This is a genomic window from Brucella sp. NBRC 12950, from assembly GCF_030268145.1.
Taxonomy (GTDB): domain Bacteria; phylum Pseudomonadota; class Alphaproteobacteria; order Rhizobiales; family Rhizobiaceae; genus Brucella.
The window spans coordinates 122,871-136,143 of the sequence record NZ_BSQC01000009.1 but is presented as its reverse complement, the minus strand read 5'-3'; the positions used below and the strand labels follow the sequence as shown (position 1 = coordinate 136,143).

The following is a 13,273-nucleotide window of genomic DNA, read 5'->3' as shown; positions in this document are numbered from 1 at the left end:
CGGCCTTATCTGAGGGCGCAATCATGCTGCGAGTTCGGCAAACACTTCGAATGGCGAGCGGTTGTTGTTAGCGAATTGCTTCTTGCGGATCATATGAGCCACTTCGATGCCAGCAATCGTTGCTGATGCGCTGTCAAACGCCTTGAAGCCCAATGTGTGTTTGGTGATCCGCTTGATGAAACGATGATCCTGTTCAACAATGTTGTTCAGATATTTGACTTGCAGAATTTCGATCATCTTGCCCGTGCCCGTGATTTTCAGGATTGTGTTTACAGCTTGTGCTCCGGCCAGATTGGCTCCACTTTTATCAATGACTATTTTGTGCGGAGCGCCGTTGCTTGCAATGGCCTTTTTAAAGAAACGTCTCGCAGCGCCGAGATTTCGGCGTTCGGAAAGCATGAAATCAAGAGTTTGTCCGTCACGATCAACGGCCCGGTATAGATAGGTCCATTTGCCTTTGACTTTTATATAGGTCTCGTCAACGCGCCAGGATCCAAGCGTTCGACGTTTACGCTTCTGTGCTTGATCTGCGATCTGTGGCGAGTAACGAACAACCCAGCGGTTCAAGGTTACATGGTCAACGTTTACACCACGTTCAGCCATAATCTCCTGCAGATCACGATAGGAAACTTAATAACGGACATAGAAGAAAACAGCGTAAAGAATGACATTTTTGGGAAAGTGAGCACCTTTGAAATTCACCGTCATCCGCTTCCACGCGCCCGCATGCAAACAACGTGACAGCACCGTTTAGAGTGCCGACTGCTATTTTTAATGATGACGCAATAACGACTCTTGCGTTCAACAAACGTCATGACATTGGCTTCTCCAAGGTCACGATCGAAAATGACCAAGTCACCTTCCCAGTTGCCGAATTGCAGACGATTGCCAATAAAATCAGGACGTTGATGAATACGAAACGCTTCTGGAATGCGGGAACTGCGCGATCGTCTGGTGCCGCGTGGGCAGCGCTTTGTTCGCATCTCGGCCAGGTGCTCATACAGCTTCAGGGCATATTCTTCTTTTGAATAGATGAAGCGATAGATTGTTTCTGCACACAGACGTATCGCGCTCAGACCATGGCTAACCAGTCGGCCGCAAATCTGTTCCGGCGACCAATGTGCTTCCAATTGTTCAATGACAAACTTGCGCAACCGTGTTCTGCGGTCTTTGCTGATGTTGTCTGCAACAACACTATGATAGCCATTATAGTCTGGAATCTCGGTGTCCCGGAAGCTGTTACGCTTGATCTCCCGCTAGATTGTTGAGCGATGACGACCCATCAGTCGCGCAATATCGCCGAGAGGAACTTTGAGCTGTCTCAGCTCAAATAGCCGGCGACGTTCCGCCAAAGTGATTTGTGAATAGCAATTCGACATCCAATTTCCTCCATGGGGTCGGTTCCGGTAGGGGGCGAAATGACACCCTAAGGATTTAACTCCGTGGGCCAGAGATATTCACCGGTCAGCAGAATGTGCGCCCAGCTCAAAGGAGAGATGTGAGCTAGAAGGTCTGGCGGGACATCAAGACCGGCATTCGTCGTTCGGTGACGGCACGGCCGAGATGGACGGTATCTTCGGACGCGCAAGGCTGAAAGATAATTTCGGTCTAATAGATGATGTGTTAATCAAGGGCCAGATGATGAATTTTCACATACAGGCAAGATCGAAATTGAATCATACCTTTCGCTCACTTGTTGTTTTCAAATTACCCAGATTGTTTCTAGCGCTGATCGTTTTCGCTATCGGCTCTGGTGATCTAGGCTACGCAGCAGGGCAGAAAATCCCTGATACCAAAGTCAGCGGTTCCAAGCCTCCTTTGCGCAAACTCAATCCGAACCATAAACGCGCTTATGAAATCCGCATGAAACTTGAAAATGTTTCCGATATCTCGCCTGCGGACCAAGGCGGCGCGCGGTTTGCAACGGTAGAAGGTACCGTGCAGTTCGATGTCAGCAATGCGGCCCGCTGTGGTAAGAGTCGCTGGCTGACAGGCAACGTACCCGTTATCTCGAGCCACGAACCATTCCGCCTTTCGGCTGTTTCGGCGACCGAATATGTCGGCATAGTGTATACCGATATGATTCTGGACGAGGATTATTATGGGCGTGGCGTGTGTCACTGGCAATTGACCGATGCTCGCCTCGCGCTCAAGGCACGCGACCGCGAAGACGACACCCGCTTTGTCGCGGGCTTGTCTGGGCAAAAGATGCGTGCCGATGATATGCAGCAGCGCTATTTCTGGAAAGGGTATTATCCGAACTTTGAGCAGGGGCCGCTCGCCGATTACGGTATAGCCCAATTGTCAATCGTTGAGAAAAGCAAGCGCGATCAGTACTTCGCGATCACCATGTCGGCCAGGGCGGTCGGCCCGTAATCGGATTTTTTGTAAGACTGGTACCTAAGCAAAAATGGCGACTGTCCATGCGACACCCGCCATTTTCCTTTTTAACCTCTAAAGTTCTGGTTTGTGGTCGATTTGTAGGCCTCGGCTAAATTCCGCTCGCTTCATCCACGACGGTGCCATTAAAATCGCAGCTGGCGCCATGGTAGTAAGAGCACCCGGAAACTTCTTCCAGCTTCAACGTGTATTGATCCATGAACTTAAAATTCACCTTGCAAAAACGGCTATTCTGCAGGGATTCTTTTTTGCTTTCAATGATGTCGCGCACGTCTGAGCCGGAAATGCCTGCATTGGCAATCGCAATCCAAGCGATGATCTCGCGGTCGAAGGCGTCGATACTGAAGGCGAGACGAATGACCTCGCGATTCCAGCAGGTGAACTCCAGACCGTGGGAGCACCAGCGCAGATGGGAGCGCATGGCCATTACCTTGCCATCGTGGACGCGGCCTTTGCGAACGGCCGTATGTTTCTCCAGCAGCATGGCGTGGTTGCCCATGATGCGATGGACCCGTTTGGCGTTGACGACAGGCTTATCGGCGGCTCGCCTTTCGCGATTGAAGAGCGCAGCGATCCGCCGCTAGCCATAGGTTGGCCTTTGATCCACCAGCTTGCGAATGGCGGGCAGAAGCTCCGCATCCTCGGCCTTGTGGTAGGCTCCGCGTCGCTTTGATCTGCCTTTTAACCGCTCGACAAGGTTCGAGCGGGAGATACCCGGAGTGTCTGCGACGGTCTTCATTGGGAACCGTCCTTGGGCAATAAGATCGGCCGCGACATCCGTTTTTTGAGTCCGCTTTGGAAAGGGCTTCGCGCAGGATTTCGACCTCCATTGTCTTACGGCCGAACATGCGCTCCAGCTCGCAGATGCGATCTTCCAGTTTCTTCACTTTCGAATTGACGACCACCGGCTCGTTAGAACCGACGTCTGCAGCTCCTCCCTCGCTCAAAAGCCTACGCCATCGATAAAGCAAATTGGGCGCAACGCCACGGCGGCGAGCGGTGGACGATACCGTCTCGACTGGTCCAAAACTCTGCTCAATAATTGTCAGCTTCTGCTCGGTTGTCCACCGCCTGCGGCGCACATCTCCCATCAGCAGTTCAACGTTTCGATACTCGTTAGACATAAGCCTGTCCTCAAGCCTGTGCTTGAGCCTTTCTGCTTATGCCGACTGTCCGGTCGAAATGGGGTGCAGTTCAGGAAGCGACGCCCTTGCATTTTCGATGGGTTAATTTCAACGGCTGAGCGATTCAAAGTCACGCACTTTCGTCGTGGCTATTCAGCTTGCCATGTCCACCGAAAAAGTCGCGCTTCCGCTTTGCCTCACCCGTAATAAACGATCGGTTGTTCGAATGTTGCGGCAAAATTGACGATTCTGACTGATTTTTATTTTAAAACAGAGGGCCGCCAACCAATCTGCTCCGCTTGCATCACGCACTGGGTGCCAGTTTTCCCAATGGTTTTCAAAACGGCTTTTATGGCAGGATATATCTGTGTGTAGTACTCCACAGCGGCTCCATTAGCGGCCCTCCGCTTCGCTTCGGGGCACTCCACCGCTGTGGAGTACTACACCCAGATATAATCTGGGCCCTAACCTTAACCTTAACCCTAACCCTAACCTTAACCCTAACCCTAACCCTAACCCTAACCCTAACTCTAACTCTAACCCTAACCCTAACCCTAACCCTAACTCTAACTCTAACCCTAACCCTAACTCTAACTCTAACTCTAACTCTAACTCTAACTCTAACTCTAACTCTAAGCTTCTAATTAAAAGCGAAGTATATACGTATTGCTCCATGCTATGGAAAAGTTTAATTCAATGCACGTATCAACAAGCGAGCGAAAGACGACAAAAATTTTAAGGAGCGTAAATAGTTGGAATTTTATTTAATCTATGAAATATTTTTTGTTTTTACTCAAGTTATCGTACCCTGTGTCTCTCTGCATAAATTCCCCGTCAAGCTCTAGTTTAGAACAGTATCCAAGATCGCTTCAGCTTCGATCTGGAGAAAGTCGACAAACCGCATGTTGTGCATCTCAAGGCTTATGGGTTCGAATAGAACCTTTTTAGCCTTGTAGGGTGCCATCTTGGCACGGAGATCAGCGCGGACGACGTAGAGGTCGTCGAGTTGCTCTTTGACGACCTTGCGTCCGTCTTCAGTGCTGAGCCGTTCATGGTAGGCCTTGAACTCCGATGCATTGCTGCTGATAGCCTCAACGCATTTCACAAGCGCCCTCTTCTCCTGAAAACTGTCGAAAGCCTTCTTCAGGTTCTGCACCTCTGACTTGAATGCTTCCGCAGAAGGGCGCATCCCATCATAGATTGACATGACAGTATTGATCGGAGCGTCATCTCCCTTTGCTCGCAGAAGGGCACAGGAAATGTTGACGCAAGCTCCTGAGGGTGCGCGTTGCAGAGCAGAAAGCCGAGCGTTGGTGTCTGCCCAGTAAACGTTGAGTGTAGCTCGCCCGCCCTTCACATCCAAAACAGCGCCGCCATGCCCGGCCAATCCAATGTTGCTAACGTGGCTGATAGCGCCATTTTTCGCCTTGTAGAAGCGGTTCTTTGCGAAGAGGGGTTGGTCGTAAGAGCATACGACATGCTTGTGCAGGTCTCGGGCCAGAGGATCGTAACGACCATCAATCATCTTCGGAGCGAAGACGGCGTCGAGGTTGGTAGATCCCAGCTTGAGGCCTTCAGCGGTTGACTGAACGTCCGTGTAGGACGCCTTTTGGTATTCGATCACGCCAAGCTCAAACAAGTCGGCAGTAATGCCAAGACAGACCCACGGTCCCGATGCAAGAATATTCTGCGAAACCCCCCATCTCCGCATCAAATCACTGTTTCCGCCGTAAACCGCGCTGTCCTCTCGGGTATCGGAAAACAGGAAGCCACGTTGGATAGGCCATCCGGCCGTACCTTCGCGGGAAAGCGGATACTTCTTCTCCAGCTCACTCTCATCGGTGGCGGGAGCGCTAGAAAGTCCCTGTCCATTCAAAACCGACTGGACCATCGAGCGATAAAAACCGCTGGCAGTAGGGTTGGCAGTGCCGGCGGCAATGGCCTGAAGGTATGCGTCGATCTGTTCGTTGTAATCGGCGGCACGCTCCTCGGTCGAGTGGGGCGCAGTAATATCGGCAGGCATCTTGTTGCAGGACGCAGCTACATCGGCGAGGCCCAGATCAAGCAGCCCCAACAGTGTCTTGTCTCCGTTGTGCATCCACGCGGCATGGGTCTCCTCCGGCGTCAAAAGAGGCGCAACTCCCTCCCAGACTTGATCGTACTTTGTGCGTAGGCCAGAAAAAGCGCCAGGCTCTCGGTTGAACAAGCGCATGAGGCCTTTGTACTTCTTCGCTACAGCTTCATCAATGTAGTAGCCACGAGGCTTGCTCTTGTCGGTGACAACGATGGAAGTGAAGCGGAGGAGGATCATCAAATAGTCGAGCATGGAAAGACTGAGGCCCATCAAGCCAAAACGGGCGCCGGGCTTAATGCAGTTGTCTTCAAGGAGCCCGAGACGCTCAAGGAAGCCCTTGATGAGGTCACAGTTCGGGAGGTCGCTATAGGCGCGTTCATGCTTGATCGGCTCGCGCAGGGTGGTGCCGGAGGCGAGCGTGACGAAGTCGAAGGTCTCAACGGTTTCGCTACCATCCTTGCTCAAGCGAAGCACGGGCCGGGTGGGTTCGGAGATGTCGACTTTGACCACCTCGGTGCCTTCGTGAAGGGTGACGCGCATGTAGTCGCCAAGCTGCGCCTTGATGTACACCATGACCCGATCAAAGCACTCACGAGCGACACGTCCGACGAACCCACGAGTGGCGCACTCGACGTTGGTGTTGAGGTGGCCATCAGAACCGAAGGCGTTCTCGACCATGATGGGAGCAGCGACACTGATGCGAGCGTATTCGGCCTCAATTGTGGCACGATTTTCTTCGGAGGCCTCCGCAACGCGCTTGGGCAAATCAAGGATATCCGTGGCGAGGTCACGAAGCTCCGAAGAGAGATTTTCGACGCCGGGGATGTTCAGCGGAAGGCCCAGTCCCCCGTTGATCATGCCATGGGTTTCGTCCTGGAAAGCATTCCCGCCACCGGTGGCACGATCCTGCTTCTCAAAGATGGCGATCTCCTGAAAGACTTTGCCATGCTTCTTGACGAAGGAGCCGAGCTTGTCCTTGTTGAGGATGAGAAGCAAGGCGTTAACAGCCACTTCGATTTGGGCACGAGGGCCAAAACCGACGTAGGCGTACTTGGTAGTGGCAGGCATCTTGGTTGGTATGGAATAAAATTGTAAAGAGGTTGGATTGTGAGATTGGTTGCAGAGTTGAGAATGTTGTTTGTTGTTGACTATTCTTTTTGAGTGGGAGAACGACCGCATCTTTATAGATTTCAGACAGACAATATTTTTGCCAAGTCGGGTTGAATTTAAGCCGAGCTGACAAATTGATTTCGGTGCTTCGCCGATCATGACGTAACATTTATGCGATTTCCTTGTTTCTCCGCTTCGCCAAGTCCGAAGGATGAGACACATCACGGTGTACGCGTCATTGTCGCATGTTCAGCTGCCCAATAATGGCAACAAAAATTGGTCACGCGTCGCAACCGATCCCTGTATGTGAGGGATTTTGAGCAAGTTATTACTATTTTCGAAACCGCTTAGCGACTTGGCGTGCGATTAGGCAGCAAGGTTACGAGAAGGAATGAGCAAAGCCTCAACTGACGATGCGTTGGTATATATCACCAGTGCTCGTTACGTGATATTCGGTACCCATCAAACTTCTTCAAACCTCAATCTGACAATTTTTTTCGTGTCAATTCAACACCATGTCTTCAAGCACGTTGCAAGTCCAGGCGCCTGCGTCGAACCAACAGACACCTCTCAGGTCACTTCTCGTTAGCGTCTCAATCGCTTCGCAAAGTGAAGCTGTCCGCCTAATCCTAAAAGACGCTGTTCTATTTGCCATTCACTCAGGCGCAACTGTCGCTCTAGCATGGGATCAGCAACAGAAGGCGCTGATTTCCGTGAATGCTCCCACTGGAGTTGCTTATGTTGTGCCGGCTTTGAGCTATGGAGTGGCACAGAATTTTCTTGAGCCTCTTCTCAACATGATCGCCCAAAAGCATGGTGGTTCCATCGAGCAACCTAAGCTGGAGGGCTGGAAGAAATGCATCGATATTGCCTGCAACATTATCATCGGTGCTGGGAATGTCGGCGGAGCTCACGCTATCTTGGCTGAGATCAAGGACCCAGAGCAGGTCGACGTCATTGTCACCTTCATCCTTTGTTTCTTCAGTTACTGGGTTATGAAGCTGCTCGTTAAAACGGCATTGCTCAATATCAGCTACAAGAAGACGATTGCGAGACCAGGCATAGAGTGGAAGGAATATTACCGTCGGAGCATGGGAGACGCCCTGAAGTCTTTGATTTCTCTTCACCAGATCGTCACCAATCTCACGCCCCGCGTGGTCGCATTTTCGATCTACCCTCTGCTTGCGAATGTCATTACTGCATGGTGGACGGAGAAACATGGCACCACTCATCCTGGTATCCCTGTCTTGATTAACCTCCTGTGGTTCTTTGTGGATTTTGACACCTGTTTTGAAATGGCTGCACGTATTGCCGACTGCTTGCTGCCGTCTGAGCGTGTTGTGGAAGCGGCGGAGGATCAGCAGGACGCTTAAGACGTATGGGCTTTGATTGCTCATTTCATTAGATTGATATTATGTACTTAGTTTTGGAATTGATCACTGTTTGCTACGCCAGACTAAATTCATGACTGCGTGACTTGCTGTTGTCGCACCAAATTGTAAAAGCTCAGACAGTCTCGGCGTTCAGTTCGGCGACTTACCATGCAGCCATTGCACCTCGTATATGCGTGTGGCTTACCAACTGAACCGGGATCGGCCGCCCATGCTGACGTGTCCTTTGCCCGTTCGGCGACTTGGCATGCAACTATTACACCTCGTGTTGACGCGTTGCCTTCAGCTGATCAGGGGTCGGCCGCTCACGCTGACGTGTCCTATGACTCACAGTGCCTCGTGACCCGCGCTCGACGCTAGAGCTATTTCTCTTACGTGTCTCAACGTGATTGGCACTCGCTCACACGCACTTTCTCGTCCGCTTTTCTCCGAACCAAGCTTAAATACTCCGGTGGTCGCTGTTGTGTCGTAGTTAGAAGAACTGCAGACATTTCCATTTCCTCTCCGCAATGGCTTACAACGAACCCAACCGCCGCCGTGGAGGCCTCACTATTCGCGCTAGCAGAGGTCGAACGTCTTCAGCTTTTATCGATGATGATTTCAGCGACGAGGCCTCCACGTATGACGAAGAGGAACCTTCGCAGTACACACCGAATTTCCGTTACCCCCCTCAACGCCAGCCTGGTCATCCCAACTATTACAGCCAGCCCATCTCTGGACCATACGGCTACGGCCAACCCCAGCCTCAGTTAGAAGCTCAGCATCGTGTCCAGTTTTATCCCCCGCCTTGCGTCCGTTGCCATACGATGCATCAGGGAGACACTTGCCCGCTGTCACCGCCGCCGCAGCCCCCCTCGACTTACACGCAGGAGAGCGAAGTTTTTTCTCCGCCAGGCCACATTTCTCAGACATTTCATGTTTCAGGTCCGCACATTGTAATCAATGGAGCTGCCAATCCGCGTGCCAACTACACGAGTACCGGAACTGATGCTCCCCTCCGACCGATCGATTACAAGGACGTGGGAACCGATGTTCCGTCTTTTGCCGAGAATGAAGAGATGACAAGCGCTGCTAAACCGGCAGACATGAACAAAGGCAAGAAGCGTGCGAGCCAGATCCAAGCGAAAGAGGGCGGGTCTTCTCGTGATGATGAGGAGGAGAGGGCGTAAGGAAGGGTGTTGAGACCGCGGGGGGGAGTTTGCGGTGGCATGAGGACGTGGATAGCACTGGACATTCGTTTTTCGAGTTAGCTTTTTTTGGTTTAGTGGAATTGAGACAGAATTTTATTTGTTATATTTTTGCAGGATATATGTTCGTGTAGTGTTTGTATAAAAGTATGTATGTTAATTCCTTAATTCCTTAATTCCTTAATTCCTTAATTCCTTGGTTCCTTGGTTCCTTGGTTCCTTGGTTCCTGCATCTGAGGTTCCGAAGAGAATAAATCCCCGTGCAGGACTTCGGGGGAGGTGCATTGACGTCATGAGCGCCAAACGTGCGTATTTCGAGTGTTGTCCGCCGTTTAGGGCGCAAATGATTCACCCGCTCGATACATCAGCAGCGTTTCTCCCTGTGCAACTCCTCGATGCTAAAAGCTACGAGGCAGCCGCTTTCAGCTGTGGCAAGACCAGTATTTATCGGGATTGTGCTGCGCAGCGGTCGTGGCCTGAATGTGTCGTTCGGAGCGCTGCTCGCGGATAAGGCATTCGATGCGGACTGGTTGCTTTCAGAACTCGATCAGCGTGGTACAGCGGCGGTTATTCCACCAGAAGCAAACAGAAAGACGCAGCGCGACTTTGATCGCCATGCATACAAGTGGCGACACCTGATCGAAAATTTCTTTGCGAAGATCAAGGAATTTCGAGCAATCGCAACGCGGTATGAGAGAACTGCCTGTAGTTACGCTGCAAACTGGCACCTCGTCGCAACCATCATCGCGTTAAAGTAAATGTCCACGGACCCTCCGCAAAACTGCAAATTTTCTAGATCTCGCTGCGCAAATCGGCTGTGATTTTTTTAGGTATGGAAACAACACCGTAGGACACTCAGGATGAGCTATTGGCGTGGCATATGCTTGTCACTGAACAGGCAGAGAAACTGAGCGCACAACAAGCCGAAGTCACAAAGCGCGATACCATTATCGCCGTTTTGTGTGTGCAGCTTGAGCTGCTCCGCCAACGCTAGCATGGCGCTTCTTCATAAAAGATTGATCACAAAATCAAGCAATCCGAACTGATGCGGGAGGAGACCAAGGCTTCACCTGCGGAAGCTGAGGTGCTTTCTGGAAGTCTCCTTTGCCGGAGCTGGACGAAACATCCGAAAAGCCAAAGCGCAAACCATCGCCAGATGTCCTTCCAACGGAATAACGGATTTATTCATCACCTTGCACTTTTCCGGCCTGTGGCGGAACTTCATTCCTGAAGGCAGCTGATAAGGTTGTACAGTTGATGGAGCACGTGCCGGCATGTTGAAAAGGGTATGTTCAACAAGGACTGCGATACGACAGTGTCTGGCGAGATTCCGTCCTTGGCCATCGACCGCGGCAACCCAGGGCCTGGATTGCTCACACATATCCTGGTCGCTAAGTTCGACGATCATAGTGTGTCCTGAGTACCAACATGGAAAGGAGGTACGTAACTGCAAGAGAGATGAGGGCAGGCCCCTCGGGTTCGGCGATCAGGAGCCGATCCCAAACCACCACAAGCTGCTGTCGTAAAGAGCGATGGTGGTGAGCGTTGTGGAAACGGCGGGACATGATCCCGTCAGGTAAGATCCAGAGAGACGAGCGAAAGCGAACCGTCGATGAACTGTAAGCGCTAGTTTCGCCGCACCCGTTTTGGTGAAGATCAGGTGTTTTGGCTCTGACGATCGTCAAGTTTTTGAAGTAGCGCGTCAGCAGAAGGCCATTGGTATCGCAGCAGCTCGACAGTAGGGTTACCCCATCGCGATACATCACGCTTCTCGATGACTGTGCCATTGAGCTTTTCGTATATGGCAACGGCATTTGTGTTTTTAGCAAATACAAGCAAATGAACTGGCAATTTTTGCCGCTCGCTATCAAAAGCTGCGATCGCTTGCTTAAGAAGCGACTTCGCCACCCCACGCTTCTGATATTCCTCCGAGACGTATAGATTATGCAGATACGTACCGTGCTCCTTCTCTTCATTGAAGACGAAGCAGCAAAACCCAGCGATTTCCTGGCCCTGCATGGCTACAAAAATAAGTTGGTCGGTATTCGGCCCAACGAACCTCTTCTCCCACAGCTGTCTTTTTTCAAGCGGAAGTTCATTATCCAGATAATTTTGTGGCAAGACACCGGCGTAAGTGCTTTTGCTCATCACCACATGAAGATCGATAATCATTTCGATATCTGAGACTAATGCCCGACGATATTTCAGCATAAGAATGTAACCCGTCTAACGTGAGCCAAACTTGAGGACAGCAATATTGCTGATTGACGGTACGCTGTAAGTTTGGCGTCTGCCAAGACACTATTGCTTAGCTTTCGGGCTCAAGGGTCGATTGAATACGATTAGATGTGGGATATTCGCGCATCAGAGATGCTTCTTGTGTGCCGGTGCGCTCTAGGAAGTTGAATGGCAGCAGATCGTCGATATTAGCGTCTTGGGATCGCTGCGGCAGTTCGGTGAGGACGTGCTTAAGCCATGCAAATGGTTCAACGCCGCATGCACGACAGGTCAGCATGAGGCTGTATACGATGGCGCTGGCCCGCGCTCCGTCTATGGTATCGCTGAAGAGCCAAGATTTCCTGCCGGTGGCAAAAATTCTGATATCGCGTTCCAGCAAATTGTTGTCGATCGGCATGTTGCCGTCTTCGGTGTAACGCGTCAGATATTGCCATTGGTTCCGCGTATAGGAGACTGCATCCTCCAGCTTGCTCTCCGGCAGGACCTTCGGAGCAATCTTGTCGAGCCATTCCTTCAGCGCATTGAGGACCGGAATGCTGTGCTGTTGGCGAAAGCGACGAATGCAGTCTGCCTGCGTTTCACCGTCATCCGGGCTTTCATCGCGAGCCTGTTTTTCAATCCGGTAAAGCTGCTCGAAGAACTTCAGCGCCTGCTCTGGCGGTCCGCCGCCTTTCTTTCTGGCGCGCAGGGCTTCGACAAAGCGCCGCCGCGAATGCGCCATGCAACCAATATGTGTTGCACCTTTCAGGGTGCGCCATGCCGTGTAACCATCGCTCATCAATATGCCGCGATAGTCTCCAAGAAAGGCCTGCGGATATTGTTGGCCGCGACCGGGCTGATAATCGAGCAGCACGATCGGTTCGACACTGTCTTCGCCGCTGCGATAAGCCCACATGTAGGACGTGCTGGTAGCAGCCTTGTCCTTTTCCTTCAGAACCTGAACCGTCGTCTCATCGCCATGAATGAGAGGCTGTGATCGCAGCCGCAGTTTCAGAGCAGCATAGAGGCGGGAAAGATGTTTTTCGCTAGAGCCGATCACCCAATGACCGAGAGCCCCACGGCTGACAGCGACGCCAGCACGCTCGAAGGCTTTCGCCAGACGATAAAGCGGTGTGCCATCGACATATTTGTGAACGAGCGCAAAAGCCAGCGTAGAGGCCGTGGCAATGCTGCCCGGCAAGGGCTGTGCAGGCATCGGGGCGATGACGATCGGCGTTTTGATGCCGGTGCGATCACAGTTGCGGCACGCATATTTCGCCCGGGCATTCTGCAGAACCTTGGCCTTCACCTCGATGTGAAGCTGCTCGGTGACCAGTTCACCCATGCGATGCATCGGATGACTGCAGCACGGACAAATCTTCTGATCGTCGGGAAGGTCATATTCCACACGCTCGCGCGGCAGAGTGGAAGGCAGTGGTTTGCGACCGCGCTTCTTGCCTTGCGGCGCTTCGGTCTCCGGCAATCCCGTGTCGGGTAATTCAATGGTATCAGCTAGCTCTTCGTCTGCATCTGCCTCAAGGGTAGTCTGCTCAGCTTCGTTGAAGACACGATCAACACGCTATTCGCTGTGCGGTGCAAAACGATGTAACCGTGCGAGCGCCAGTTCTTCCTCAAGTGTGAAGACCCGTTCATTCAGTTTCTGGTTTTCCGCCTGCAACGCTGCTATCTGCGCCATCAGATCTGCGACGGTGGATTGGCCTGCTCGATTCATCCCAATGCTTGAATCGAACACAGTCAGCGACGTCAATA

Annotated in this window: 6 protein-coding genes and 6 pseudogenes; 5 read left to right on the top strand and 7 right to left on the bottom strand. The window is 51.8% G+C overall.

Translation table 11 applies throughout. The features are described 5' to 3' along the window. Positions 1-21 precede the first annotated feature (21 nt). The 3 pseudogenes from QSJ70_RS16250 to QSJ70_RS27755 form a co-directional block, all read right to left on the bottom strand. Positions 22-708 (bottom strand): annotated as a pseudogene (locus QSJ70_RS16250) (IS6 family transposase). 41 nt (positions 709-749) lie between these two features. After that, positions 750-1,379: pseudogene (locus QSJ70_RS16245) on the bottom strand (IS30 family transposase); the annotation flags it as partial. A gap of 47 nt (positions 1,380-1,426) precedes the next feature. Continuing rightward, positions 1,427-1,575, bottom strand: a pseudogene (locus QSJ70_RS27755) (Tn3 family transposase); the annotation flags it as partial. Between the two features lie 96 nt (positions 1,576-1,671). Here QSJ70_RS27755 and QSJ70_RS16240 point away from each other — a divergent pair. Beyond that, on the top strand, positions 1,672-2,376 hold the full coding sequence (locus QSJ70_RS16240; RefSeq protein WP_285537847.1) for a hypothetical protein: 705 nt from the start codon (positions 1,672-1,674) through the stop codon (positions 2,374-2,376). Between the two features lie 280 nt (positions 2,377-2,656). Here QSJ70_RS16240 and QSJ70_RS16235 read toward each other — a convergent pair. Both QSJ70_RS16235 and QSJ70_RS16230 read right to left on the bottom strand, forming a co-directional pair. Next, positions 2,657-3,524 (bottom strand): annotated as a pseudogene (locus QSJ70_RS16235) (transposase); the annotation flags it as partial. Positions 3,525-4,365: 841 nt separating this feature from the next. Continuing rightward, positions 4,366-6,867 carry a hypothetical protein gene (locus QSJ70_RS16230; RefSeq protein ID WP_285537846.1) on the bottom strand — a complete coding sequence of 834 codons (2,502 nt, stop codon included), beginning with the start codon at positions 6,865-6,867 and terminating at the stop codon, positions 4,366-4,368. Between the two features lie 605 nt (positions 6,868-7,472). Between QSJ70_RS16230 and QSJ70_RS16225 the strand changes: the two genes are divergently transcribed. The 4 genes and pseudogenes from QSJ70_RS16225 to QSJ70_RS16210 all read left to right on the top strand — a co-directional run. Next, the gene (locus QSJ70_RS16225) at positions 7,473-8,081 is read left to right on the top strand and encodes a hypothetical protein (RefSeq protein ID WP_285537845.1); all 609 of its coding nucleotides are present in this window, start codon (positions 7,473-7,475) and stop codon (positions 8,079-8,081) included. An 824-nt stretch (positions 8,082-8,905) separates the two neighbouring features. Continuing rightward, entirely contained in the window at positions 8,906-9,268 is a 363-nt protein-coding gene (locus QSJ70_RS16220) for a hypothetical protein (RefSeq protein ID WP_285537844.1), read from the top strand. A gap of 413 nt (positions 9,269-9,681) precedes the next feature. After that, positions 9,682-10,044: a transposase gene (locus tag QSJ70_RS16215; RefSeq protein ID WP_285537842.1), complete on the top strand. Its 363-nt coding sequence runs from the start codon at positions 9,682-9,684 to the stop codon at positions 10,042-10,044. 122 nt (positions 10,045-10,166) lie between these two features. Then, positions 10,167-10,694 (top strand): annotated as a pseudogene (locus tag QSJ70_RS16210) (IS66 family transposase); the annotation flags it as partial. 248 nt (positions 10,695-10,942) lie between these two features. Here the strand turns inward: QSJ70_RS16210 and QSJ70_RS16205 are convergent. Then, on the bottom strand, positions 10,943-11,458 hold the full coding sequence (locus QSJ70_RS16205; protein WP_285537840.1) for a GNAT family N-acetyltransferase: 516 nt from the start codon (positions 11,456-11,458) through the stop codon (positions 10,943-10,945). Positions 11,459-11,594: 136 nt separating this feature from the next. Further along, positions 11,595-13,235 (bottom strand): annotated as a pseudogene (tnpC, locus tag QSJ70_RS16200) (IS66 family transposase). Between the last annotated feature and the right edge of the window lie 38 nt (positions 13,236-13,273).

Bases quoted from the DNA above. Each gene is read 5' to 3' on its own strand.
- QSJ70_RS16215 (WP_285537842.1), top strand. From the start codon at position 9,682: ATGCTAAAAGCTACGAGGCAGCCGCTTTCAGCTGTGGCAAGACCAGTA.
- QSJ70_RS16220 (WP_285537844.1), top strand. From the start codon at position 8,906: ATGCATCAGGGAGACACTTGCCCGCTGTCACCGCCGCCGCAGCCCCCC.
- QSJ70_RS16205 (WP_285537840.1), bottom strand. From the start codon at position 11,458: ATGATTATCGATCTTCATGTGGTGATGAGCAAAAGCACTTACGCCGGT.
- QSJ70_RS16230 (WP_285537846.1), bottom strand. From the start codon at position 6,867: ATGATCGGCGAAGCACCGAAATCAATTTGTCAGCTCGGCTTAAATTCA.